Here is a 22,972-nt window from a genome sequence, read left to right on the forward strand (position 1 = left end):
CGCCGGTCAGGAGGGGTACTCGCCCCGCGCGACCATCGGGACGGGACGACGGCTGCGGCGCAGCTGGAAGACGCGCATCACCGCGTACGAGACGCTGCCCTTCGGCACGCCGTCGGCGCCGAACTTCTCGACGAGGCGGCCCTTGAGGCGGCGCCACATGAGCACGGTGTCGATGACGACGAGGAGGACGGCGCCCCACGTGAGGTAGACGCTCGCGGCGAAGATCGCCGGCTGGTTGACCAGGCTGAGCGCGAGGACGATGAGCATCACCGGCAGGAGGAACTCGCCGAGGTTGCGGCGGGCGTCGACGAAGTCGCGGATGTAGCGACGGACCGGCCCGCGGTCGCGCGGCGGGAAGTGCGTCTCGTCGCCGGTCTCGAGGGCGCGGCGGACCTTGGCCAGCTGCTCGCGGCGCTCCTGCCGGTCGCGGCCACGGGCGGCCTTGCGGTCGGTGACGACGAGCGGACGCTTGCGGGCGGCCTCCTGGTCGCGCCGCTTCGGCGTGGGGCGGCCCTTGGCGCCCTCGCGGGCGGCCTGCGCCTGCTCCGCGGGAGCCTCTTCACTCGACTTGCTGCGTCCGAACACGGATCCAACTCTAGGTGCATCCACGGGGTGCCTCCGTCCGCCCGGGGCGCGAGCGCCGCCGGCGCCCCGCGGGTCGGTAGGGTCTCGAGGCGTGACCGACGTGCTCCCCGACGCCCAGAAGACCGCTCTCCGCGAGCGCATCCGCGAGCTCATGCCGCAGGTCCGCGCCGACCTCGAGGCGCTGACCCGCATCCCGTCCGTCTCGCTCGACGCCTTCGACCAGGCCCACGTGGAGGCGAGCGCCGAGGCGACCGCCGAGCTGCTGCGCGGCGAGGGGCTCGAGGTCGAGATCGTGCGCGAGGGCGGCCGGCCCGCGGTCATCGGCCACCGCCCCGGCCCGCCCGGCTCGCGCACCGTGATGCTCTACGCCCACCACGACGTCCAGCCCCCCGGTGACGAGGCGCTCTGGGACAGCCCGCCGTTCGAGCCGACCGAGCGCGACGGCCGGCTGTACGGCCGCGGCGCCGCCGACGACAAGGCCGGCGTGATGGCGCACGTCGCCGCGCTGCGCGCCCACGGTGACGACCTGCCCGTCGGCGTCACGGTCTTCGTCGAGGGCGAGGAGGAGATCGGGTCGGACTCGCTCCCGACCATCCTCGAGCGCCACGGCGAGCGGCTGCGGGCCGACGCCATCGTCCTCGCCGACAGCCAGAACTGGGACGTCGGCGAGCCGGCCCTCACGACGACGCTGCGCGGGATGATCCGCGTCGTCGTCACCGTGACGACCCTGGACCACGGCGTGCACTCCGGGATGTTCGGCGGCGCCGTCCCCGACGCGATCACCGCGCTCGTCCGGCTCCTCGCGACGATGCACGACGACGCCGGTGACGTGGCGGTCACCGGTCTCGACGCGGGCGAGGCCTCCGACCTCGACTACCCCGAGTCGCGGCTGCGGGCCGAGTCCGGGCTGCTCGACGGCGTCGAGGTCATCGGCACCGGGTCGCTGCTCTCGCGCCTGTGGACCCGCCCGGCGATCACGACGATCGGCCTCGACGCGCCGACGATCGAGCGCTCCTCCAACACCCTCGTCCCCTCCGCCCGGGCGAAGGTGTCGATGCGCCTCGCGCCGACCCAGGACGACCTCGCCGCCTTCGAGGCGCTCAAGACCCACCTGCTGGCGAACGCGCCGTGGGGCGCGCGGGTCGAGGTCGAGCTCGAGGAGCGCGGGCTCGGCTTCGCCGCCGACGCGCAGGGCCCGGTCTACGACCAGGCGCGCGCCGCGTTCACCGACGCATGGGGGACCGAGCCGGTCGACATCGGCGTCGGCGGGTCCATCCCGTTCGTCGCCGCGTTCGCCGAGCGCTTCCCCGACGCCGCGATCCTCGTGACGGGCGTCGAGGACCCCGACACCCGAGCGCACGGCGCGAACGAGTCGCTGCACCTCGCCGAGTTCGAGGCGGTGTGCCTCGCCGAGGCGCTCCTCCTCGCCCGACTCGGCGCACTCCCCGCCTGATCGAGAGAGGACCGACCGTGGCCCAGGGCACGTACGTCGAGGACGACTTCCAGCGCGACACCAACTACATCGAGGACCGGGTGACCGTCGACGGCGCCGGCGAGCACGAGTGGCCGGTCGAGGCCGGCCGCTACCGGCTCGTCGTCGCCCGGGCCTGCCCGTGGGCGAACCGGGCGATCATCGTCCGGCGCCTGCTCGGGCTCGAGGACGCGATCTCGATGGGCATCTGCGGCCCGACGCACGACGCCGACTCGTGGACCTTCGACCTCGACCCCGACGGACTCGACCCCGTCCTGGGCATCCCGCGGATCAAGGACGCCTACGAGAAGCGCTTCCCGGGGTACCCGCGCGGCATCACGGTGCCCGCCCTCGTCGACGTCCCGAGCGGCGAGGTCGTGACCAACGGCTTCGCGCAGATGACCCTCGACCTGTCGACGCAGTGGCGCGAGCACCACCGCGCCGGCGCGCCGGACCTCTACCCCGAGGCGCTGCGCGAGGAGATGGACGCGGTGATGAAGCGCGTCTACACCGAGGTCAACAACGGGGTCTACCGCTGCGGGTTCGCCGGCACCCAGGCGGCGTACGAGGCCGCGTACGAGCGGCTCTTCACGGCGCTCGACTGGCTCGAGGAGCGCCTCGCGACCCGGCGCTACCTCATGGGCGAGACCATCACCGAGGCCGACGTCCGGCTCTTCACGACCCTCGCGCGCTTCGACGCGGTCTACCACGGGCACTTCAAGTGCAACCGCAGCAAGCTGAGCGAGATGCCGGTCCTCTGGGCGTACGCCCGAGACCTGTTCCAGACCCCCGGCTTCGGCGACACGACCGACTTCGTGCACGTCAAGAGCCACTACTACGAGGTCCACCGCGACATCAACCCGACCGGCGTCGTGCCGGCGGGCCCGGACCTCGCCGGCTGGGCGACGCCGCACGGCCGCGAGGAGCTCGGCGGACGGCCCTTCGGCGACGGCACGCCGCCCGGCCCGCCGCCGGCGGGGGAGCGCGTCCCGACCGCGCACAACCCGCACGTCGGCGACGACGGGCTCGTCCACGCCGGCTGACCTCGTCTGTCAACCATCCCTTGACATCGGGGCGACGTCAAGGGATGGTTGACACATGACCGCGCAACGCACCGCCCTCGGCGGCGGCACGACCCTCGTGCTCGTCGGCCTCGTCACCTTCTGGCTGAGCCGGGTCGTCGAGTCCGGCTTCGTCCACGGGCTGTTCCAGGGGATGACCGTCGCCCTCATGGTGCTCGGCGCCGCGACCATCGGCAGTGGCCTCTGGGGCCGGGCCTCCGGCGGCGACCGGCTCTGGCTGCCGAGCCGCGACCGTGACGCCTGACCCGCTCGCGCCCGCGACCGTGACCGACGAGGCGCTGGCCGACCGTCTCGCCCGCGTCGTGCTCGGGCCGGTCGAGGCGCAGGAGGCGCCGGACACCCTCGCGCTCGTCGCGCGCTCCGCGAGCGCGCACGCGGCCACCCGCGACCTCCTGCAGCAGGCGGTGGCCGCGGCCCGGGCCGACGGCCGCAGCTGGGCCGCCGTCGGCGAGGTCCTCGGCCTGAGCCGGCAGGCCGCTCAGCAGCGGTTCGGCGGGGTCGTCGACGACGGGCCGACCGAGGCGCAGGAGCGCTGGCTGGGCCCGGTCACCGCCTTCGACGAGATGCCCGAGCTCGAGCTGGCCGGGCGCCAGGGCTGGCGCACGGTCGGCGCCGGCATGCTGCGCCACCGGATGGTGCGGACGCCGACGCAGTGGGAGCACCGCCGGGTGCTCTGGTCACGCCCGGCCGCCGCGTACGAGGGCGACGGATGGGTCGTCGCGGTGCGGGCCTTCCCCTGGCTCTACCTCGTCCGGGACACCGGGCGGCCCGCCCAGGCGTGAGGCGCGTCAGTCCTTCGAGGTCTCGCCGGGGAGGGCGAGCATCCGGTCGAGCGCGACCTTCGCCCAGTGCGCGACCTCGGGGTCGACGCGGATCGGGTTGACGACGCGGCCGTCGACGAGCGACTCGAGCGCCCACACGAGGTGCGGCAGGTCGATGCGGTTCATCGTCGAGCAGTAGCAGACGTTCTTCTCGAGGAAGAGGATGCGCTGCTCGGGGAACTGCGCGGCGAGGCGCCGGACGAGGTTGAGCTCGGTGCCGACGGCCCAGGCCGTGCCGGCCGGGGCGGCGGCGATGGTCCTGATGATCTTCTCGGTCGAGCCGACCTCGTCCGCGAGCTCGACGACCTCGTGACGACACTCCGGGTGGACGATGACCCGCACACCCGGCACCTCGCGGCGGGCGGCCTGCACCGCCTCGACCGAGAAGCGGCCGTGCACCGAGCAGTGCCCGCGCCACAGGATCATCGTCGCGTCGCGCAGCTGCTCCGGGGTCAGCCCGCCCATCGGGCGGTGCGGGTCCCAGACGACGCAGCCGTCGAGGTCGCCCCCGAGGTCGCGGACGTAGGTGTTGCGGCCGAGGTGCTGGTCGGGGAGGAAGAGCACCTTGCCGCCGTCACCGGCCTGCTCGAGCGCCCAGGTGAGGGCGGTGCGCGCGTTGGAGGAGGTGCAGACGGTGCCCCCGTGGCGCCCGGTGAAGGCCTTGATGGCCGCGGAGGAGTTCATGTAGGTGACCGGCACGGTCGTGTCCGCGACGCCCGCGGCGACGAGCTCGTCCCAGCACTCCTGCACCTGGTCGAGCGCCGCCATGTCGGCCATCGAGCAACCGGCGGCGAGGTCGGGCAGGACGACGGTCTGGGCCTCGGAGGTGAGGATGTCGGCCGACTCGGCCATGAAGTGCACGCCGCAGAAGACGACGTACTCGGCGTCCGGGCGGGCCGCCGCCTCCTTGGCCAGCTTGAAGGAGTCGCCGGTGACGTCGGCGAACTCGATGACCTCGTCGCGCTGGTAGTGGTGCCCGAGGACGAAGAGGCGGTCGCCGAGGGCCGCACGGGCGGCCCGGGCGCGCTCGACGAGGCCGGGGGCGGACGGCGCCGGCAGGTCGCCGGGGCACTCGACCCCCCGCTCGGTCGCGAGCTCGCGGCCCTGCCCGAGGACGAGGAGGGGGAGCGGGGCGTGCTGCGGCGTGCCGGTCGTGGTGGTCACGGCGACCGATCCTAGGTGCTCAGCCCATCGACCTCTGACCGTCGACCGTCTCGCGGATGACGTCGGCGTGGCCGGTGTGGTGCGCGAGCTCGGAGAGCAGGTGGAGGAAGGTGCGCCGCGCGCTGCGGTGCTCGCCCGGGGTGAACCACGGCGCGGGCGGCAGCGGGTGGCTGGAGTCGAGGTCGACGGTGCGGACGAGCTCGTCGGTGTGGGCGGCGACCTCGCGGTAGAGGCCGACGACGCCCTCGAGGCTCTCGTCCTCGAGGAGGCGGAACTCCCGCTCGCGGGCCTCGAGGTCGGCGTCGTCGCCGCCGGCCATCGTCCCGTGCTCGACGAAGTCGGTCCACCCGCGCTCGGTCAGCGCGACGTGCTTGACGAGCCCGCCGAGGCAGAGGCTGCTGGCGGTCGGCGTGAGCCGGGCCTGCTCGTCGGTCAGGCCCTCGACGGTGTGGAGGAAGAAGTACCGCTGCTGGGCGAGCGCCTCGAGCAGGGCGACCCGCTCGGGGTCGAGGTCGGTGGGCTGGGTCTCGGTCACGAGGGCCTCCTGGCGGCTGGGCTGGTGGCGCGACCCTAGGCCCGTCCACCGACACCCGCCAGGGCCTGCGGCGATACGCTCGCCCCGTGCGCGTGCTCATCGCCCCCGACGCCTTCGGCTCGACCCTCGGGCCGGTCCAGGTGGCCACCGCGATGGCCGAGGGCTGGGCCCTCGGCGCGCCCCACGACGAGGTGCGCCTGCTGCCCCTCTCCGGCGGCGGGCCGGGCTTCCTCGACGTCGTCGCCCGCGCCTGCGGCGGCGACATGGTCGCGACGACCGTGAGCGACCCGCTCGGGCGCGAGGTGCCCGCGACCCTCCTGCTCGTCGACGAGCCGGGGCGGCGCACCGCCTACGTCGAGGCCGCGCAGGCCATCGGCCTGCACCTGCTCGCCGCCGACGAGCGCGACCCGGGCATCACGAGCACCTGGGGGGTCGGGCAGCTGCTCGAGGCCGCGGTGGCCGAGGGCGTCGACCGTGTCGTCGTCGGGGTCGGTGGCGGCGCGACGAACGACGGCGGAGCGGGGATGCTCGCCGCCCTCGGCGCCGGCCCCGCCGACGTGCTCGCCCGCGGCGGCCTCGCCCTGCGCGGCGCCGACGAGTCCGCCCTCATCGGCCTGCCGGGGGTGCTCGACCGTCTCTCGGGCACCGAGATCGTCCTCGCGACCGACGACGAGACCCCGCTGCTCGGCCTCTCGGGCACGAGCGCCGTCGGCTCGCCGGGCAAGGGCGCCACGCCCGAGACCTCGCAGGCGCTGGAGTCCGCGCTCGGGCACTTCACCGACGTCGTGGGCCGGGCGGTCCCGCGCCCGCTCGACCTCCTGAGCGGGCAGCCCCGCCGCCTCGACCGCGAGCTCGGCGCCGGCGCGGCCGGGGGGCTCGGGTACGCCCTCCTCGTCCTCGGGGCCCGCCCGGTGCCCGCGGTCACCGAGGTGCTGCGCCTCACCGGCTTCGACGTCGCCGCGGCGGGCAGCGACCTCGTCGTCACGGCGACCGACCGGCTCGACTGGACCTCCGTGCGCGGCTCGGTCGTCTCCGGCGTCGCCGAGGCCACCACCGCGACCGGCCGCCCGGCCGTCGTCGTCGCCGGCGAGCTGCTCGTGGGGCGCCGCGAGACGATGACGATGGGCCTGGCCGGCTGCTACGCCCTCGCCGACCACCCGCACGAGGTCGACGCGATGCTCGCCGACCCGGTCGGCACCCTGCGGGCCCGCGCCCGGCGCGTCGCGCGCACCTGGTCCCCGGCTCGCTGACGCCCCGAGCGCGGGCTACACCGCAGTACGTGTCGCCACAGCAGCAGTTACTGCGGTGTAGCCGGGCACCGGAGTGGGCGGTGGCACCGTCCGTCGGGGGCGCGACGTACAGTGGAGGAGTCCGGGAACACCGAGGCCCCGCCCGGGGTTCCCCCTCGTGGCGGCCACCCGGCCGGCCCACCGACAGCGACGAGGAGTCCTCACCCATGAGCGACCAGCTCCAGACCACCGAGGCCACCACCGAGACCGCCGCCCACGGCGTGCTGCTCACGGACGTGGCCGCCTCCAAGGTCGCCTCCCTGCTCGCGCAGGAGGGGCGCGACGACCTCCGGCTGCGCGTCGGGGTCCAGCCCGGCGGCTGCTCGGGCCTGATCTACCAGCTCTACTTCGACGAGCGCACCCTCGACGGTGACCTCGTCCGCGACTTCGACGGTGTCGAGGTCGTCGTCGACCGGATGAGCGCCCCCTACCTCGAGGGCGCGACCATCGACTTCTCGGACACCATCGAGAAGCAGGGCTTCACGATCGACAACCCCAACGCGGGCAGCTCCTGCGCCTGCGGCGACAGCTTCAGCTGACGCACCCCGGACGGGCCCGGACCTCCTCGAGGGGTCCGGGCCCGTCCGCGTCCCCGGGGGCCGGGTAGGTTGCCGGTGTGCAGATCGCCGTCACCGGGTCCATCGCGACCGACCACCTCATGACCTTCCGCGGCCGCTTCGCCGACTCCCTCGTCGTCGAGCAGCTCGACAAGATCTCGGTCAGCTTCCTCGCCGACCAGCTCGACATCCGGCGCGGCGGCGTCGCGGGCAACATCTGCTTCGGGATGGGGGTGCTCGGGGCCCGGCCGCTCCTCGTCGGGGCCGCCGGCGAGGACTTCGCCGACTACCGCAGCTGGCTCGGCCGGCACGGCGTCGTCACCGACCACGTGCTCGTCTCCAGCACGCGGCACACCGCCCGGTTCGTCTGCACGACCGACGACGACATGGCCCAGATCGCGACCTTCTACGCCGGCGCGATGAGCGAGGCCCGGATGATCGAGCTCGGCCCCATCCACGACCGGTGGGACCTCGACCTCGTCCTCATCGGCGCCGACGACCCCGACGCGATGCTGCGCCACACCGACGAGTGCCGCGAGCGCGGCATCCCCTTCATCGCCGACCCCTCGCAGCAGCTGGCCTTCGCCGACGGCCCGTTCATCCGCAAGCTCGTCGACGGCGCCGAGATCCTCATCACCAACGAGTACGAGTCGCACCTCACCTCGACCAAGACCGGGTGGACCCAGGAGGAGATCGACGCCCGCGTGACGACCCGGGTCGTGACGCTCGGCAAGGACGGCGCCGAGATCCGCACCCGCGGTCAGGAGCCCGTGCACGTGCCGGTGGCGGGCGACGTCGAGCGGGTCGACCCGACCGGGGTCGGCGACGCGTTCCGGGCCGGCTTCCTCGTCGGGCTCTCCGGCGGGCTGTCGCACGAGCGCTCGGCGCAGATCGGCTCGGTCCTCGCGGCGTTCGTCCTCGAGACGGTCGGCACGCAGGAGTACCAGGTGGGCCGGGCCGGGTTCCTCGCCCGGCTCGAGGCCGCCTACGGGGCCGGGGCGGCGGCCGAGATCGCGCCGCACGTGCGCTTCGCCCGCGACTGACGCCGGGCCGCGCCGTGGCCTTCCCTCCCGTCGAGCCGCCGCCGACCGGCTGGCTGCTCGACGCCGCCGACGCGGTGGAGGGCGACGACCTCGTCGCCGCCGGGGCCGACCTCGACCCGGGCACGCTGCTCGCCGCCTACCGCCTCGGGCTCTTCCCGATGGGACTGGGCCGCGACGGCGCCGGCACGGTGGGCTGGTGGTCACCCGACCCCCGAGGGGTGATCCCGCCGGGGGCGCTGCGGGTGCGGTCCTCGCTGCGCAAGGTGCTCCCGCGCTTCGAGGTGACCGTCGACACCGCCTTCGCCGACGTCGTCGCCGGGTGCGCCGACCCCTCGCGGGAGGGCCGGTGGATCACCGACGAGTTCGCCGCCGCCTACGAGGAGCTGCACCGGCTCGGATGGGCCCACAGCATCGAGGTCTGGCAGGACGACGCGCTCGTCGGCGGCCTGTACGGGGTGTCGGTCGGCGGGCTCTTCGCCGGGGAGTCGATGTTCCACCGGGTCCGGGACGCCTCCAAGGTCGCGCTCGTCGGGCTCGCCGCGCGCTTCTTCGCCGACGGCGACCCGCGCCGGATCGTCGACGTGCAGTGGGCCACCGACCACCTGCGCCGGATGGGCGCGCAGGAGTGGTCGCGGGAGGACTACCGTCGCGCCCTCGCGCGCGCCCTCGAGGCGCCTCAGGTCGACCTGGCGGCCGTCGTCCCGACGACGACCGTGTAGCGGGTCCACGAGCCCTCGTCCTCGAGGGTCAGCCCGTGGCCGCGCATCCGCGCCCACGCCGGGACGTCGGACCGGGCGGCCACGTCGTCGGCGAGCAGGACGACGGTCGACCCGGGGGAGAGGTCCTGGGTCGCCCGGGCGACGCGGATGACCGGCACGGGGCACCGGGTGCCACGGGCGTCGACGGTCGCCTCCCCGCTCACAGGTCCTCGGTCCCCATCCGGACGCGGACGGCCCGCACCGCGTCCGGCAGCTCACGGCAGAGCAGCGCGACCGCGTCCTCCCGGTCGGGGGCGACGGACGCCAGCGGGAGGGTCACCCGGACGTTGCCGTGCGTGAGCACCCCCATCGCGGCGAGGACGTGGCTCGGCCGCAGGGTGCTCGAGGTGCAGGCCGACCCGGAGGCGACGGCGACCCCGCGCGCGGCCAGCTCGTCGACGAGGGCCTCCCCGTCCGCCAGCAGCACGCTGAAGGTGACGACGTGGGGGAGCGCGTCCGTGGGGTCGCCGAGCACCTCGACGTCGCGCACGCCCGCGGCGGCGGCCCGGACGCGGTCCACGAGGGCGCGCGCCTCCCGCGTGTCGTCGGCGCAGGCGTGCTCGGTCTGGCGCCAGGCCTCGGCGGCGGCCAGGGCGAGCGGGACCCACGGCGCCGCGAGGGCGCGGCCGTGCTCTGCCTCCCGTCGGGGAGCGGGCAGGGAGGACCGGGTGCCGGTGCGGACCACGAGCAGCCCGAGCGGCGGCCCCCCGAAGGAGGCGGCGTCGGCGACGACGACGTCACCGGCTCCCGGCGGGAGGGGCTCGCGCCCCACGGAGGCCGTCGCGTCGAGGAGGAGCGGCACCCCGGCATCCCGGGCGGCACGGGCGAGGCGCTCGACGGGCTGGCGCGTGCCGACCTCGCCGTTCGCGGTCTGGAGGACCGCCGCGGCGACCCCGGGGGCCGCGACCGCGCGCTCCCACGCGTCCGCGTCGACCCGGCCGGTCCCGTCGACGGGCACGGCGTCCTCGGCGCCGGCGCGCAGCAGGAGCACGGAGCGCTCGACGGCCCCCGCCACCGTCCGGTCGCCGGTGCGGCGCCGGGCGTGGAGGAGACCGTCGAGCCCGACGGCCAGGGCCTCCTCGGCGCTGCCGTGCAGCGAGAGCTCGTCGGGCCGGGCGCCCAGCGCTCCGGCCAGCACCGCGCGTGCCGTGTCGAGGTGCGCCCGGGCGGCCCGGCCGGGCGCGTGACGGGCCCCGGGGTCGGCCCAGGCGGCGCCCAGGGCCGCCGTCAGGGTCTGCGCCGCGAGGGGGTGGAGGGGGCCGCGCGAGGCGTCGAGGAGGCCCGCCGTCAAGGAGGCTGTGGAAGGTTGAACGGTGGTGTGCGCCACGGCTCGACGGTAGCCCCCCTCCATGCCCGGTGAGGTACCCGTGCAGTAGGGTTTGCCTCGATCGTCCTCGCTCCACGACACGAAGGGTGCAGCGGTGCGCCAGCACGACTCCTCCTCGCCCCGTCGCCCACGGCGGCGGCTCGGCACCACGGTCCTCGTGGGTGCCCTCGCCACCCTCGCGCTCGGCGGCTGCGCCAGCGGCGACCTGCGCGGTGACGCCTCCACCGGATGGCTCCCGCACGCGGTGACCGAGGGCGGCGAGCGCGTCACGACGCTGTGGATCGGCGCGTGGATCGCGCTCATCGCGGTCGGCCTGCTCGTCGTCGGCCTCACGGTCTGGTGCATCGGCGCCTACCGGCGCCGCCAGGACGACACCGAGCTCCCGGTGCAGCTGCGGTACAACATCCCGATCGAGATCCTCTACACGGTCGTCCCGATGCTGATGATCGTCGTGTTCTTCTACTACACGGCACGCGACGAGGCCGCCCTCATCGACACCTCGAAGAAGCCGGACGTCACCGTCAACGTCGTCGGCAAGCAGTGGAGCTGGGACTTCAACTACCTCGAGGACGACGTCCACGAGGTCGGCACGCAGGCCATCCTCACCGGCGAGCCCGGGGCCGAGGAGACCATCCCCACCCTGTACCTGCCGGTCGGCGAGCGGGTCGAGTTCGTCCTCACCGCCCGCGACGTCATCCACTCGTTCTGGGTGCCGGCCTTCCTCCAGAAGATGGACATGATCCCGGGGCGGGTCAACCGCTTCCAGGTCGTCCCCACCGAGGAGGGGCAGTTCAAGGGCAAGTGCGCCGAGCTCTGCGGCGCCTACCACTCCCAGATGCTCTTCAACGTCAAGGTCGTCTCACGCGCCGAGTACGACCAGCACATGGCCGACCTCCGGGCGGCCGACCAGACCGGCCTGCTCAACAACACCCTCAACCGCGAGGCCCTGATGAGCGGCCAGAACGTCCAGCCCGGCGGAGGTAACTGACATGAGCGCCGCGACCGACACGACGATGCTGCGCGAGGCGGGCGTCCGCCAGCGCACCCGCCGGCTCTCGCCCGGTGCCACCGTCGTCAAGTGGGTGACGACGACCGACCACAAGGTCATCGGCAACCTGTACTTCATCACCTCGTTCGCGTGGTTCCTCATCGGTGGCGTCATGGCGCTGCTCATCCGCGCCGAGCTCGCCGAGCCGGGCCTGCAGATCGTGGACAACCCGGACCAGTACAACCAGCTGTTCACGATGCACGGCACGATCATGCTGCTGCTCTTCGCGACGCCGCTGTTCGCCGGGTTCGCCAACGCGCTGATGCCGCTGCAGATCGGGGCGCCCGACGTCTCGTTCCCGCGGCTGAACATGTTCGCGTACTGGCTCTACCTCTTCGGTGGCCTCATCGCCGCGGCGGGCTTCATCACCCCGAACGGCGCCGCCGCCTTCGGCTGGTTCGCCTACGCGCCGCTGTCGGACAACACCTACAGCCCGGGCATCGGCGGTGACCTCTGGGTCTTCGGCCTCGCGCTCGGTGGCTTCGGCACCATCCTCGGCGCCGTCAACTTCATCACGACGATCCTCACGATGCGCGCCCCCGGCATGACGATGTTCCGGATGCCGATCTTCACGTGGACCGTCCTCGTCACCTCGATCCTCGTCATCCTCGTCTTCCCGGCCCTGGCCGCCGCGCTCTTCGCGCTCGGCGCCGACCGGAGGTTCGGGGCGCAGATCTTCGAGCCCGCCAGCGGTGGCGCCATCATGTGGCAGCACATCTTCTGGTTCTTCGGGCACCCGGAGGTCTACATCATCGCGCTGCCGTTCTTCGGGATCATCTCCGAGGTCCTGCCGGTCTTCTCGCGCAAGCCGATCTTCGGCTACAAGACCCTCGTCTACGCGACCATCGCCATCGCGGCCCTCTCGGTCAGCGTCTGGGCGCACCACATGTACGTGACCGGACAGGTGCTCCTGCCGTTCTTCGCGATCATGACGATGCTCATCGCGGTCCCGACCGGTGTGAAGTTCTTCAACTGGATCGGCACGATGTGGGGCGGCAAGCTCGACTTCTCGACGCCGATGCTCTGGGCGCTGGGCTTCCTCATCACCTTCCTCTTCGGTGGCCTGACCGGCATCATCCTCGCGAGCCCGGCGCTGGACTTCCAGCTCTCCGACAGCTACTTCGTCGTGGCGCACTTCCACTACGTCGTCTTCGGCACGGTCGTGTTCGCGATGTTCGCCGGCTTCTACTTCTGGTGGCCGAAGTTCACCGGGCGGATGCTCGACGAGAAGCTCGGGAAGATCCACTTCTGGATGCTCTTCCTCGGCTTCCACCTGACCTTCTTCGTCCAGCACATCCTCGGTGCGCAGGGCATGCCCCGCCGCTACGCCGACTACATGCCGGAGGACGGGTTCACCCTGGGCAACCAGATCTCGACGGCCGGTGCCTTCCTGCTCGGCGCCTCGATGCTCCCGTTCTTCTACAACGTGTGGAAGACCTGGCGGTACGCGCCGCTCGTCGAGACCGACGACCCGTGGGGCTACGGCGCCTCGCTCGAGTGGGCGACGTCCTGCCCGCCGCCGCGGCACAACTTCGACCGCATCCCGCGGATCCGCTCCGAGCGCCCCGCGTTCGACCTGCATCACCCCGAGGCCGCGGTGGCCGGCGTGCACGACGCCGCGCACAGCTCCGACAGCGGCCTGGTGTCCGCGCTCGGCCCGGCCGACCTGCACGGCGAGGCCTTCGTCGACGAGAAGAACAAGGAGGCCTGAGCCATGCGGGCGATGGAACGGATCGGCATGCTCATCGGTGTGTTCGCGTTCGTCATGGCGGCCATCTACGGCACGTGGACGTCCTCGACGGTCATCGGCACGGAGTGGGTCGGCACGATCGGCCTCATCCTCGGCGGCCTGCTCGGGATGATGATCGCGTGGTACCTCTGGATGACCCGGCGGCGCCTGGACCGCGACCCGGCGGACGACCCGCTGGGCGAGATCGACGAGATCCAGGGCGAGTACGGGTTCTTCAGCCCGCACAGCTGGCAGCCGCTCTTCCTCGCGGGCGCCGCGGCGGTCTGCTTCCTCGGCCTCGCGGTCGGCTGGTGGCTGTTCATCATCGGGGCGTTCTTCGCGATCCCCGCGCTCGTCGGCTGGACCTTCGAGTACTGGAAGGGCCCCAACGCCCTCTGAGCACGTGACCCACGACCGAGGGCCGCCCGGGAGATCCCGGGCGGCCCTCGTCTTCGTCCGACCGGGCGTGGGTGGTCTCAGCCCCAGCCGAGGTCGTGGAGCGCGGCGTCGTCGATCCCGAAGTGGTGGGCGATCTCGTGAACCACGGTGACGGCGATCTCGTCGGTCAGCTCGTCGAGGTCCTCGCACATCCGGGTCAGGGGGCCGCGGAAGAGGACGATGCGGTCCGGGAGCGCCCCGGCCCCCCAGCCGTCGCCCCGCTCGGTCAGCGGGACGCCGTCGTAGACGCCGAGCAGCTCGGGGTCGTCGGCGGGCGGCTCGTCCTCGACGAGGAAGACGACGTTGTCGAGCATCGCCATCAGCTCCTCGGGCACCTCGTCGAGCGCGTCCTCGACGATGGCGTCGAAGTGCTCGGGCGTCAGCGCGTCCACCGCTCAGCCCCGGGGCGCCCGGAGGGCGACGAGGGCCGGCCATCCGAGCGGGCGTCCGTTCCACGCCGCGGTGAGGACACCGTCCTGTGCCCGCAGGCGCAGGACGTGCGGGGTCTCGCGGGCGACGACGACCGCCTCGAAGACACCCGGGGCGGTCCAGCCGGCCGACGCGGACCACGGGCCGTCCCCGACCCACGCGCCGTCACCGGCCGGCAGGACGAGCACGTCGCCGTCGTCGACCGTCAGCTGCCACGGTGCGTGCGCGTCGCCGGTGGCCCGGACCGAGAGCGACCGGAGCGAGGGGTGGTCCTCGTCGGGCTCGTGGTGGGCCGTCACCGGCGCGTGAGCGGCCTCGGGGAGTGGTGAGTCGTCGGAGGTGACCGGTGACAGGTGGGCGCCGGAGAGACGCTCCAGCAGGCGTGCGTGCGCCTCGTCGTCGCGGGGGAGCGGCGCGGGGGAGAGCGCGGCCAGCAGCTCCTCCCAGACCGCGTCGAGCAGCGCCTGGGTGTCGGTCGCGAGGGAGGTGACGGCCAGGACCAGCCCGCTGGGCGGGTGGACGAGCGAGAACTGCCCCCACGCGCCGTCCGCGCGGAACGCGTCGTGCCGGCAGCGCCAGACCTGGTAGCCGTAGCCCTGCTGCCAGTCGACCGTCTCGGGGTGGGGGGCGGTGTCGACGTGGACCGAGGTCATCCGCGCGACCCATCCCTCGGGGAGCACGCGACGGCCCTGCCAGACCCCGTCGGCGCGCAGGAGCTCGCCGAGGCGGGCGAGCGCCTCGGTCGTCACGTGCAGGCCGGAGTAGCCAAGGTCGAGGTCGTCCGTGCCCTGCCAGGCGGCGTCGTCGATGCCGAGCGGGTCGAGCAGGCGGGGGCGCAGGTGGTCGAGCAGGCGCTGCCCGGTGGCCCGCTGGACCGCCAGGGCCGCCATGAGCGTGGCGCCGTTGTGGTAGACGAACCAGGAGCCCGGATCCTCGTCCGGCTCGGTCGCGAGGAACTGCGCGGGGAAGTCGGCGACGTCAAGGCCGCGCCACGTGAGGGTGTCCGTGTGGTGGCCGGTCGACATCGAGAGGACGTGGTGCAGCGTCAGGGTGCGGGCCCGGGGGCCGGCGGCGTCCGCGGCCTCGGGGAAGAGGTCGACGAGGCGGTCCTCGAGGCGCAGCAGCCCGTCGGAGACGGCGAACCCGACGGCGCACGCCGTGAAGGTCTTGCTCACCGAGTACACGAGCCGGATGCCGTCGGGCGTGTACGGCGCCCAGTCCGCCTCGGCGAGGACCTCGCCGTGCCGCAGGACGACGAGCCCGTGCGCCTCGACACCGACGCGCTCCCACCGCGCCAGGAGCGCCTCGAGCGCCGCGGGAGGCACCCCCGCGTCCTCGGGCCGGGTGCGGGGCAGGGGGAGGGGCGCCGGGGTGCTCACGCGCTCCAGCCTAGGCGCGCGCCGGTGCGACACGGCCCGGGACGCGACGAGGCCGCACCCGCTGGGCGGGTGCGGCCTCGGTCGGTCGGGCGGGGCGCCTCAGTGGCGGCCGGCCGGCTCGGCGGACTCGATCTCGCCGGCGGCCTGCGAGCCCTCGAGGGCCTCGGTCTCGTGGCCGTGGTGGTGCGCGGCCGCCAGCTCCGCCGGGGTGACGGGGTTGACCGCGTCGGCGAAGTAGAAGCGCGACAGGCGGGCGCGCATCCGGTCCTTGCGGGCGGCCGGGCGGGCGACGCCGTGCTCGTCGACCTCGGGCTCGAGCTCGAGCGGCGCGACGGCCTCGTGCTGGACGAGGACCCACTGGTCCTCGGGCAGCCCGGCCTCGTGACGCTCGAAGAAGCGGCCGTCGGGCGTGCGGATGATCGTGCCGGACTCGCGGCCGTGCAGGACCGTGTCGCGGTCGCGGCGCTGGAGCGAGAGGCAGACGCGCTTGGTCACCCAGAACACGACGACCGGCAGGACGAAGAAGCCGACGCGGAAGAACCACGTGAGGTCGTTGATCGACATGCCGAGCTTGATCGCCATGATGTCGTTGCCGGAGGCGAAGAGCAGCACGGTGTAGGCGGTGATGCCCGCCATGCCGATGCCGGTACGGACCGGGGCGTTGCGCGGGCGCTCGAGCAGGTGGTGCTCGCGCTCGTCACCCGTGACCCAGCGCTCGACGAACGGGTACGCGCCGAGGATCACGTAGACGAGCGGCAGCAGGATCAGCGCGCCGGGGAAGATGTTCATCGACACGGTGAAGCCGAAGACGGTGAACTCGAGCCAGCCGGGCAGCAGGCGCAGCGCGCCGTCGGCGAAGCCCATGTACCAGTCCGGCTGCGACCCGGCCGTCACCGGCGAGGGGTCGTAGGGGCCGTAGGCCCACACCGGGTTGATCTGGACGAGCGCGGCGATGAGGGCCAGGACGCCGAAGACGATGAAGAAGAAGCCACCGGCCTTGGCCGCGTAGACCGGCATGACCGGGTAGCCGACGACGTTGTCGTTGGTCCGGCCCGGGCCGGGGAACTGGGTGTGCTTCTGCAGCGCTACGAGCGCGATGTGCGCCGTGAACAGGCCGATGAGGATGGCCGGGATGAGCAGCACGTGCGCCGAGTACAGGCGCGGGATGATCATCTCGCCGGGGAACGGCCCGCCGAAGATGCCGTAGACCAGGTAGGAGCCGATGACCGGCGCCGTCTGGACGAAGCCCGCCATCGCGCGGATGCCGGTGCCCGAGAGCAGGTCGTCGGGGAGGGAGTAGCCGGCGAAGCCCTCGACGATCGCGAGGAGGGCGAGGACCGAGCCGATGACCCAGTTGATCTCGCGGGGCTTGCGGAACGCCCCGGTGAAGAACACCCGGAACATGTGGACCACGAGGGCGACGACGAACATCAGCGCGGCCCAGTGGTGGATCTGGCGGATGATGAGGCCGCCCTTGATGTCGAACGAGATGTGCAGCGTCGAGGCGTAGGCCTCCGACATCTCGACCCCGCGCAGCGGCACGTAGGAGCCGTCGTAGACGGTGTGGCCGGCGCTCGGGACGAACCAGAACGTGAGGAAGGCACCGGTGATCAGGCAGATGATCATCGAGTACATGGCGATCTCGCCGAGCATGAAGGACCAGTGGTCGGGGAAGACCTTCTTCATGAGGTAGCCGACGGGCTTGGCGGCGCCCGTGCGGTCGTCGACCCAGCCGGCGAGCCCGCCGATCTTCTTCGCGCCGGCCGACGGGGCCACGTGGCGCGGGCCGTCACCGGTGCGCAGGGCGTCCGCCGGACGCTGGTTCGCGGTCGTGGACATGTCAGCCACGCTCCCAGAAGCTCGGGCCGACCGCTTCGCGGAACGGCTGTGCGGAGACGAGGTAGCCCTCGTCGTCGACGGTGATCTTCAATTGTGGCAGCGGACGCTTCGCCGGACCGAAGATGACCTTGCAGTCCTGGGTCACGTCGAAGGTCGACTGGTGGCACGGGCAGAGCAGGTGGTGCGTCTGCTGCTCGTAGAGGCCGACCGGGCAGCCGACGTGGGTGCAGATCTTGGAGTACGCGACGATGCCCTCGTAGCCCCAGTCGAGCTCCTTCTGCGACTGGATCTGCGCGGGGTCCAGGCGCATGAGGAGCACGGCGGCCTTGGCCTTCTCCTCGAGCAGGTGCTCGGCGCCGCCCTCGTTGGTCTCCGGGTCGGGCAGGAGGCCCTGCGGCATGACGTGGTAGACCGACCCGATCGTCACGTCGGAGGCCTTGATCGGCTGGTTCTCGGGGTCCTTCATGAGCCGCAGCGGCTTGAAGGTCGGCTCCTCGCCGGGGCCGCTGGGGCCACCGTTCCACCAGGTGAGCGAGAGGCTCTTCTGCGGCAGCTCGCCGAGCGAGCCACCGACCTGCAGCACGAGCGGCACGGCGAAGAGGCCGAGCGCGCCACCCATCGTCATCTTGAGCAGCGGGCGGCGGCCGATCTGCGACTTGCCGCCCTCCTCGGTGATGACCCGGACGACCTCGTCGCGGTCGGCGTCGGCGGCGCGCAGCGGGTGGCGCTCCTCGACGACCTCCTCGTCGGGCATGAGGGTCTTGGCCCAGTGCACGGCGCCGAGGCCGATGCCGAGCAGCGAGAAGGCCAGGGTGACGCCGAGACCGGCGTTCGTGGCGCTCGTCGGGCCGATGCCCGGGATGAACACCGTCTGGTCCACGTCGAGCGCGAAGTACAGGACGATGAAGAGCAGCGTGGCGATGATCGAGACGCCGAAGAGGGCCGCGACCTGCTTCTCGGCGCGCTTGGCGGCGGACTCGTCGAGGTCCGCCATCCGCGGCACGTGGTGGGGGAGCCCGGGGTTGGTGAAGCGGTCCGGGAGGCCGCCGGTCCCGACGACGTGGCCCTCGTCGAGGCGCACGGCCTCACCGTGGGACCCGGTCGGGGTCACCTCGGTGCCGGGGGTGTGGGGGTCCTGCTCGTTCATCGGGGTACCGATCTGTCGTCGACGGAAGGGAACGTGGTGGGGGTCAGGCGGCCTTGGAGCCGAGCCAGACGGCGCAGCCCACGAGGATGCCGAGACCGAAGACCCAGGCGAAGAGGCCCTCGGTGACCGGGCCGAGCGAGCCGAGGGTCAGACCGCCCGGGCTCGGCTCCTGGTCGAGGGTGTCGAGGAAGGCGATGACGTCGCGCTTGTTCTCGGGGGTGATGTTGGAGTCGTTGAAGACCGGCATGCTCTGCGGGCCGGTGGCCATCGCCTCGTAGATGTGCTTGCCGGTGACGTCCCGCAGCGAGGGCGCGTACTTGCCGCGGGTCAGGGCGCCGCCGGAGCCGGCGAAGTTGTGGCACATGGCGCAGTTGACGCGGAACAGCTCGCCACCGACGGCGGCGTCGCCCTTGGTGGGGTCGACGGCCTCGTCGGAGGGGACCGACGGGCCCGGGGCGAGGGAGGCGATGTAGGCGCCCATCGCGGCGATCTGCTCGTCGGTGAACTTCACGTCGTCGGAGCGCATGGCCTGCACACCGGGCTGGGTCATCGGCATGCGGCCGGTCCCGACCTGGAAGTCGACGGCGGCAGCGCCGACGCCCGCGAGCGGCGGGCCGGCGATCTGGTCGCCGGTGCCGGTCTGGCGGCCCTCGGCGTTGAGGCCGTGGCACGAGGCGCAGTTGGCCCGGAAGAGCGCCTTGCCCTCGGCGACCGACTGGGCCGGGAGGGCCTGCGTCGTGGCGTCGGCGGGCTCCGGGGCCACCGCCGCGTAGACGGCCCCCGTGAGGAACAGGCCGATCATGAGGAGGACGGCGATCGCTGCGGGGTGCCGGCGGCGGGCTGCCAGTGCGTTCACGGAGGGGTTCCTGTCGTCTGCTGCGTTACGTGTCGAGTCGGCGTGCGGGAGAACTTACTTCAGGACGTAGATCATGAGGAACAGGGCGATCCAGACCACGTCGACGAAGTGCCAGTAGTAGGACGTGACGACGGCGCCGGTGGCCTGCGCGTGCGTGTAGCGGCGGGTCGTGAAGGTGCGGCCGATGATGAGGAGGAAGGCGATGAGACCACCCGTGACGTGCATCCCGTGGAAGCCGGTCGCGAGGTAGAAGATCGAGCCGTAGGAGTCGGACGAGAGGGTGACGCCCTCGGTGACGAGCGTGGCGTACTCGAGCACCTGCCCGGCGATGAAGATGGCGCCGAAGACGTAGGTGACGACGTACCACTCGCGCATGCCCCAGGCGCTGACCTTGGTCAGGCGGGTGCCGGCCGGCCGGGCGACGACGCCGCGCTCGGCCTGGAGGACACCGAGCTGGCACCACACGGAGGAGACGACGAGGATGATCGTGTTGGCCGTGGCGAACGGCACGTTGAGGATCGCGCTCTCCTCGGCCCACATCTCGGGGAGGTGCCCCCGTAGCGTGAAGTAGAACGCGAAGAGCGCCGCGAAGAACATGAGCTCGCTGGAGAGCCAGACCATCGTCCCGACGGCCACCATGTTCGGCCGCGTCGCGGGGCCGGAGCCGGGGATGGACGGGACCGGTCCCGCGTTCTTGACGGAAGCTGCTGCAGAAGTCGCCACGGACGCATTATGCCGACACCGGAGGGGGTGTGACGAGGCGACCCCCCGAAAGGCTCGACAACGCCCTGCACCGGTGGTGTGTTCCCGCCGAGCGGTCGGGTCCGGCGCCCCGGGACGTCCTCGCTACGATGCACGTCATGACCGATGCGCACGCCCCCGCGGGCCCGTCCACCTCGAGCGCCGACGGCATCCACCGGGTGCGCGTCCTCCTCTACAGCGACGACATCACGACCCGTGACGCCGTCCGCGCCGCCGCGGGTCGTCGGCCCGCGCGCGACGTCGAGGTCGCGTCGTGGCAGGAGTGCGCCACGGCCGAGGCGGTCATCGAGGCGATGGACGCCGGCGGGTTCGACGTCGTCGTGCTCGACGGCGAGGCCGCCCCGGTCGGCGGGCTCGGGCTGTGCCGTCAGCTGAAGAACGAGATCTTCCGCTGCCCGCCCATCCTCGTGCTCACCGGCCGCCCCCAGGACGCGTGGCTGGCCGGGTGGTCGCTCGCGGACGACGCCGTCCCGCACCCCCTCGACCCGATCGCGGTCGCCGAGGCCGTCGCCGGCCTCGCCCGCGGCCGGGCCACCGTCGGCTGAGCGGCGTGACCGCCTCGCCGTCCGGTGCGCTGACCTGGCCGGACCTCCTCGCCGCGCTGCTGCGCGGTGAGGACCTGTCGACGGACGCCGCCCGCTGGGCGATGGACCGCGTGATGTCCGGCGAGGCCTCGCCGGTGCAGCTCGCCGGCTTCCTCGTCGCGCTGCGGGCCAAGGGCGAGACCGTCGACGAGCTGCGCGGGCTCGCCGACATGATGCTCGAGCACGCGAACCGCATCGAGGTGCCCGGCGAGAGCGTCGACATCGTCGGCACCGGCGGCGACCGGATGCACTCGGTCAACATCTCGACGATGGCCTCGGTCGTCGTCGCCTCGACCGGCCTGCGCGTCGTCAAGCACGGCAACCGGGCGGCGTCGTCGTCGTCCGGGTCCGCCGACGTCCTCGAGGCGCTCGGGGTCGACCTGTCGCTGCCGCCGTCGCGGGTCGCCGAGGTCGCGGTCCGGGCCGGCATCACCTTCTGCTTCGCCGCGGCCTTCCATCCCTCGATGCGGCACGCCGCCCAGGCCCGCTCCGGGCTCGGCGTGGGCACCGCCTTCAACGCGCTCGGCCCGCTGACCAACCCCGGGCAGCCGACCTACGCCGCCGTCGGGGTCGCGGACGCCCGCATCGCCCCGCTCATCGCCGGTGTGTTCGCCGGGCGGGGCCGGGCGGCCGCCGTGTTCCGCGGCGACGACGGCCTCGACGAGCTGACCCTCGCGACGACCTCGACCGTCTGGTGGGTGCGCGACGGCGTCGTCACCGAGCTCGTCGTCGACCCGACCGACGTCGGCGTGTCGAGCGCGCCGGTCGAGGCGCTGCGCGGCGGGGACCCCGCCTTCAACGCCGACGTCGCCCGACGGGTCTTCGCCGGCGAGGCGGGCGCCCCGCGCGACGCGGTCGTCCTCAACGCCGGGATGGCCCTCGCCGTCGCGGCCGGGCTGGACGGCGAGCCGACGCGGGAGTCGCTGACCGCCGCCCTGGCCACCGGGGTGCGCCGGGCCCAGCAGGCGCTCGACTCGGGCGCCGCGGCGGGCCTGCTCGAGCGCTGGGTCGCGACGACCCGCGAGATCGCCGGGGCCTGAGCGCGCGTCCTCGCCCTCAGTCCTCGAGGCCGAGGCTGAACGCCGACTCGAGGTCGTGCGAGGAGTAGGTGCGGAACGCGATGTGGGTGTTCGTGCCGGTGACGCCCGTGACCTTGTTGAGCCGGTCCGCGATGACGTCGGCGAGGGCCTCGTGCTGGCGGACGCGGACCATCGCGACGAGGTCGGCGTCGCCGGCGACCGAGTAGACCTCGGTGACGCCGTCGATGTCGGCGATCTCCTGGGCGACCTCGGGGATGCGGTCGACGTCGGCGGTGATGAGGACGATGGCGGTGATCACGCGGTCAGCCTAGCCAGCGGCCGTCAGGGCCGCAGGGTCCGGTCGAGCAGCCCGCGCAGCTCGGCGAAGTGCCGCTCGGCGCCCGCCTCCTGGTACATCGAGGTGTCGGCCATCGAGTAGCCGTGGGGTGCGTCCGGGTACACCTCGTTGCTCACCGTCAGGCCCGCCTCGGCGGCCGCCGTGCCGAGCGTCTCGACGGCCTCGGGCGGCATCGAGCGGTCGTGGTCGGCGTGGCCGAGGACGAGCTCGGCCCGGGTGGTCGCGAGCGAGAGGTGCGGGCTGTCCGGCTCGTCCGTCACCAGCCCGCCGCCGTGGAAGCCGCCGCAGGCCGCGACGACGTCGGGGTGGTCGCCGGCCGCGCGCAGGGCGATGCGCACGCCCATGCAGTAGCCGGTGACGCCGACCGGGCCCTCGTCGGTGGCGTCGAGCCCGCGCAGGTGCTCGAGGTAGGCGGCGACGTCGGGCCGCGAGAGGTCGCTCGTCAGGTGCCCGACGCGCGGCATCGCGAGCTGCATGAACGCGTCGCGGCCCTCGGGGGTGCGCAGGTCGCCGGTCGGCGTCAGCTCGGCGACGGCGCCCTCGCGGTGGAAGACGTTGGGCGCGAGGACGGTGTAACCCCACGAGGCGATGCGCTCGCACATCGCGGCGATCTGCGGACGCAGGCCGATCGCGTCCATGACGAACAGGACGCCGGGGCCGTGGCCGTCGGGCGGGAGGGAGAGGTGGGCCTCGGCGGAGCCGCCGGGCACGGGGACGTCGACGAGGTGGAGGTCGCTCACGGGGCCGACGCT

Annotated in this window: 26 protein-coding genes; 13 read left to right on the forward strand and 13 right to left on the reverse strand. The window is 73.2% G+C overall.

Features of this window, described 5'->3' with window-relative positions; all coding sequences use genetic code 11:
- Positions 1 to 6: 6 nt before the first annotated feature.
- Entirely contained in the window at positions 7 to 585 is a 579-nt protein-coding gene (locus J3473_RS01125; protein WP_207021570.1) for a DUF3043 domain-containing protein, read from the reverse strand.
- Between the two features lie 91 nt (positions 586 to 676).
- On the opposite strand from J3473_RS01125, the gene J3473_RS01130 reads away from it, so the two are divergent.
- The 4 genes from J3473_RS01130 to J3473_RS01145 are packed head-to-tail and all read left to right on the forward strand — an operon-like array spanning position 677 to position 3,920.
- Positions 677 to 2,038: a dipeptidase gene (locus J3473_RS01130; RefSeq protein ID WP_256437912.1), complete on the forward strand. Its 1,362-nt coding sequence runs from the start codon at positions 677 to 679 to the stop codon at positions 2,036 to 2,038.
- Positions 2,039 to 2,055: 17 nt separating this feature from the next.
- Positions 2,056 to 3,099: a glutathione S-transferase family protein gene (locus J3473_RS01135; RefSeq protein ID WP_207021571.1), complete on the forward strand. Its 1,044-nt coding sequence runs from the start codon at positions 2,056 to 2,058 to the stop codon at positions 3,097 to 3,099.
- A gap of 55 nt (positions 3,100 to 3,154) precedes the next feature.
- Positions 3,155 to 3,382, forward strand: a complete 228-nt coding sequence (locus J3473_RS01140) for a hypothetical protein (RefSeq protein WP_030528216.1) — start codon at positions 3,155 to 3,157, stop codon at positions 3,380 to 3,382.
- The gene (locus J3473_RS01145) at positions 3,372 to 3,920 is read left to right on the forward strand and encodes a hypothetical protein (RefSeq protein WP_242525606.1); all 549 of its coding nucleotides are present in this window, start codon (positions 3,372 to 3,374) and stop codon (positions 3,918 to 3,920) included. Before J3473_RS01140 ends, J3473_RS01145 begins: the two co-directional genes overlap by 11 nt.
- Positions 3,921 to 3,926: 6 nt before the next feature.
- Here J3473_RS01145 and nadA read toward each other — a convergent pair whose 3' ends face one another.
- Both nadA and J3473_RS01155 read right to left on the reverse strand, forming a co-directional pair.
- Positions 3,927 to 5,123, reverse strand: a complete 1,197-nt coding sequence (nadA, locus tag J3473_RS01150; RefSeq protein ID WP_207021572.1) for a quinolinate synthase NadA — start codon at positions 5,121 to 5,123, stop codon at positions 3,927 to 3,929.
- A 19-nt stretch (positions 5,124 to 5,142) separates the two neighbouring features.
- A complete protein-coding gene (locus J3473_RS01155) occupies positions 5,143 to 5,658 on the reverse strand; it encodes a DinB family protein (RefSeq protein ID WP_207021573.1) in 516 nt (171 codons plus the stop codon).
- 86 nt (positions 5,659 to 5,744) lie between these two features.
- Here J3473_RS01155 and J3473_RS01160 point away from each other — a divergent pair, with 86 nt between their 5' ends.
- The 4 genes from J3473_RS01160 (at position 5,745) to aat (ending at position 9,266) form a co-directional block, all read left to right on the forward strand.
- A complete protein-coding gene (locus J3473_RS01160) occupies positions 5,745 to 6,908 on the forward strand; it encodes a glycerate kinase (protein WP_207021574.1) in 1,164 nt (387 codons plus the stop codon).
- Between the two features lie 206 nt (positions 6,909 to 7,114).
- Positions 7,115 to 7,486 carry an iron-sulfur cluster assembly accessory protein gene (locus tag J3473_RS01165; RefSeq protein ID WP_030528221.1) on the forward strand — a complete coding sequence of 124 codons (372 nt, stop codon included), beginning with the start codon at positions 7,115 to 7,117 and terminating at the stop codon, positions 7,484 to 7,486.
- A gap of 77 nt (positions 7,487 to 7,563) precedes the next feature.
- Positions 7,564 to 8,547, forward strand: coding sequence for a carbohydrate kinase family protein (locus tag J3473_RS01170; protein ID WP_207021575.1), 984 nt, complete (start codon positions 7,564 to 7,566; stop codon positions 8,545 to 8,547).
- A 14-nt stretch (positions 8,548 to 8,561) separates the two neighbouring features.
- Positions 8,562 to 9,266: a leucyl/phenylalanyl-tRNA--protein transferase gene (aat, locus tag J3473_RS01175; protein ID WP_207021576.1), complete on the forward strand. Its 705-nt coding sequence runs from the start codon at positions 8,562 to 8,564 to the stop codon at positions 9,264 to 9,266.
- On the opposite strand, the gene J3473_RS01180 is transcribed toward aat, so the two are convergent.
- Both J3473_RS01180 and J3473_RS01185 read right to left on the reverse strand, forming a co-directional pair.
- Positions 9,224 to 9,469, reverse strand: coding sequence for a sulfurtransferase TusA family protein (locus tag J3473_RS01180; protein WP_207021577.1), 246 nt, complete (start codon positions 9,467 to 9,469; stop codon positions 9,224 to 9,226). The two genes, aat and J3473_RS01180, sit on opposite strands and share 43 nt — an antisense overlap.
- Positions 9,466 to 10,596, reverse strand: a complete 1,131-nt coding sequence (locus J3473_RS01185) for an aminotransferase class V-fold PLP-dependent enzyme (RefSeq protein WP_242525607.1) — start codon at positions 10,594 to 10,596, stop codon at positions 9,466 to 9,468. The genes J3473_RS01180 and J3473_RS01185 overlap by 4 nt, the downstream gene beginning before the upstream one ends.
- A 241-nt stretch (positions 10,597 to 10,837) precedes the next feature.
- Between J3473_RS01185 and coxB the strand changes: the two genes are divergently transcribed.
- From coxB to J3473_RS01200, 3 genes are read left to right on the forward strand one after another with little or no spacing between them, the layout of a single operon-like run.
- A complete protein-coding gene (gene coxB / locus J3473_RS01190; RefSeq protein WP_226901711.1) occupies positions 10,838 to 11,620 on the forward strand; it encodes a cytochrome c oxidase subunit II in 783 nt (260 codons plus the stop codon).
- A gap of 25 nt (positions 11,621 to 11,645) precedes the next feature.
- A complete protein-coding gene (ctaD, locus tag J3473_RS01195; RefSeq protein WP_242525666.1) occupies positions 11,646 to 13,391 on the forward strand; it encodes a cytochrome c oxidase subunit I in 1,746 nt (581 codons plus the stop codon).
- 3 nt (positions 13,392 to 13,394) lie between these two features.
- On the forward strand, positions 13,395 to 13,808 hold the full coding sequence (locus J3473_RS01200) for a cytochrome c oxidase subunit 4 (RefSeq protein WP_030528228.1): 414 nt from the start codon (positions 13,395 to 13,397) through the stop codon (positions 13,806 to 13,808).
- 77 nt (positions 13,809 to 13,885) lie between these two features.
- On the opposite strand, the gene J3473_RS01205 is transcribed toward J3473_RS01200, so the two are convergent.
- From J3473_RS01205 to J3473_RS01230, 6 genes are all read right to left on the reverse strand, one after another.
- Complete coding sequence (locus tag J3473_RS01205; protein ID WP_030528229.1) at positions 13,886 to 14,239, reverse strand: metallopeptidase family protein; 354 nt, start codon at positions 14,237 to 14,239, stop codon at positions 13,886 to 13,888.
- 3 nt (positions 14,240 to 14,242) lie between these two features.
- A complete protein-coding gene (locus J3473_RS01210) occupies positions 14,243 to 15,655 on the reverse strand; it encodes a serine hydrolase (RefSeq protein WP_207021580.1) in 1,413 nt (470 codons plus the stop codon).
- 99 nt (positions 15,656 to 15,754) lie between these two features.
- On the reverse strand, positions 15,755 to 17,494 hold the full coding sequence (locus tag J3473_RS01215; protein WP_030528231.1) for a ubiquinol-cytochrome c reductase cytochrome b subunit: 1,740 nt from the start codon (positions 17,492 to 17,494) through the stop codon (positions 15,755 to 15,757).
- Between the two features lies 1 nt (position 17,495).
- Positions 17,496 to 18,641: a ubiquinol-cytochrome c reductase iron-sulfur subunit gene (locus J3473_RS01220; RefSeq protein ID WP_207021581.1), complete on the reverse strand. Its 1,146-nt coding sequence runs from the start codon at positions 18,639 to 18,641 to the stop codon at positions 17,496 to 17,498.
- Between the two features lie 43 nt (positions 18,642 to 18,684).
- Positions 18,685 to 19,497, reverse strand: coding sequence for a cytochrome c (locus J3473_RS01225; RefSeq protein ID WP_030528233.1), 813 nt, complete (start codon positions 19,495 to 19,497; stop codon positions 18,685 to 18,687).
- A 54-nt stretch (positions 19,498 to 19,551) separates the two neighbouring features.
- Positions 19,552 to 20,136 (reverse strand): heme-copper oxidase subunit III, encoded by a 585-nt coding sequence (locus tag J3473_RS01230; protein ID WP_030528234.1) that lies wholly within the window; start codon positions 20,134 to 20,136, stop codon positions 19,552 to 19,554.
- Positions 20,137 to 20,357: 221 nt separating this feature from the next.
- On the opposite strand from J3473_RS01230, the gene J3473_RS01235 reads away from it, so the two are divergent.
- Both J3473_RS01235 and trpD read left to right on the forward strand, forming a co-directional pair.
- Positions 20,358 to 20,804, forward strand: a complete 447-nt coding sequence (locus J3473_RS01235; protein ID WP_030528235.1) for a response regulator transcription factor — start codon at positions 20,358 to 20,360, stop codon at positions 20,802 to 20,804.
- A 5-nt stretch (positions 20,805 to 20,809) separates the two neighbouring features.
- Positions 20,810 to 21,883, forward strand: a complete 1,074-nt coding sequence (gene trpD / locus J3473_RS01240; RefSeq protein WP_030528236.1) for an anthranilate phosphoribosyltransferase — start codon at positions 20,810 to 20,812, stop codon at positions 21,881 to 21,883.
- Between the two features lie 16 nt (positions 21,884 to 21,899).
- On the opposite strand, the gene J3473_RS01245 is transcribed toward trpD, so the two are convergent.
- The gene (locus J3473_RS01245) at positions 21,900 to 22,181 is read right to left on the reverse strand and encodes an Lrp/AsnC family transcriptional regulator (RefSeq protein WP_030528237.1); all 282 of its coding nucleotides are present in this window, start codon (positions 22,179 to 22,181) and stop codon (positions 21,900 to 21,902) included.
- Positions 22,182 to 22,204: 23 nt separating this feature from the next.
- The gene (locus J3473_RS01250; RefSeq protein WP_207021582.1) at positions 22,205 to 22,960 is read right to left on the reverse strand and encodes a dienelactone hydrolase family protein; all 756 of its coding nucleotides are present in this window, start codon (positions 22,958 to 22,960) and stop codon (positions 22,205 to 22,207) included.
- Positions 22,961 to 22,972 lie beyond the last annotated feature (12 nt).

The organism is Phycicoccus sp. DTK01, assembly GCF_017312765.1.
GTDB lineage: Bacteria > Actinomycetota > Actinomycetes > Actinomycetales > Dermatophilaceae > Phycicoccus > Phycicoccus jejuensis.

What these genes read in the sequence shown, in the direction of transcription:
- J3473_RS01140 (WP_030528216.1), top strand. Translation starts at nt 3,155, where the DNA reads ATGACCGCGCAACGCACCGCCCTCGGCGGCGGCACGACCCTCGTGCTC.
- J3473_RS01165 (WP_030528221.1), top strand. Translation starts at nt 7,115, where the DNA reads ATGAGCGACCAGCTCCAGACCACCGAGGCCACCACCGAGACCGCCGCC.
- ctaD (WP_242525666.1), top strand. Translation starts at nt 11,646, where the DNA reads ATGCTGCGCGAGGCGGGCGTCCGCCAGCGCACCCGCCGGCTCTCGCCC.
- J3473_RS01200 (WP_030528228.1), top strand. Translation starts at nt 13,395, where the DNA reads ATGCGGGCGATGGAACGGATCGGCATGCTCATCGGTGTGTTCGCGTTC.
- J3473_RS01215 (WP_030528231.1), bottom strand. Translation starts at nt 17,494, where the DNA reads ATGTCCACGACCGCGAACCAGCGTCCGGCGGACGCCCTGCGCACCGGT.
- J3473_RS01220 (WP_207021581.1), bottom strand. Translation starts at nt 18,641, where the DNA reads ATGAACGAGCAGGACCCCCACACCCCCGGCACCGAGGTGACCCCGACC.
- J3473_RS01230 (WP_030528234.1), bottom strand. Translation starts at nt 20,136, where the DNA reads ATGGTGGCCGTCGGGACGATGGTCTGGCTCTCCAGCGAGCTCATGTTC.
- J3473_RS01235 (WP_030528235.1), top strand. Translation starts at nt 20,358, where the DNA reads ATGACCGATGCGCACGCCCCCGCGGGCCCGTCCACCTCGAGCGCCGAC.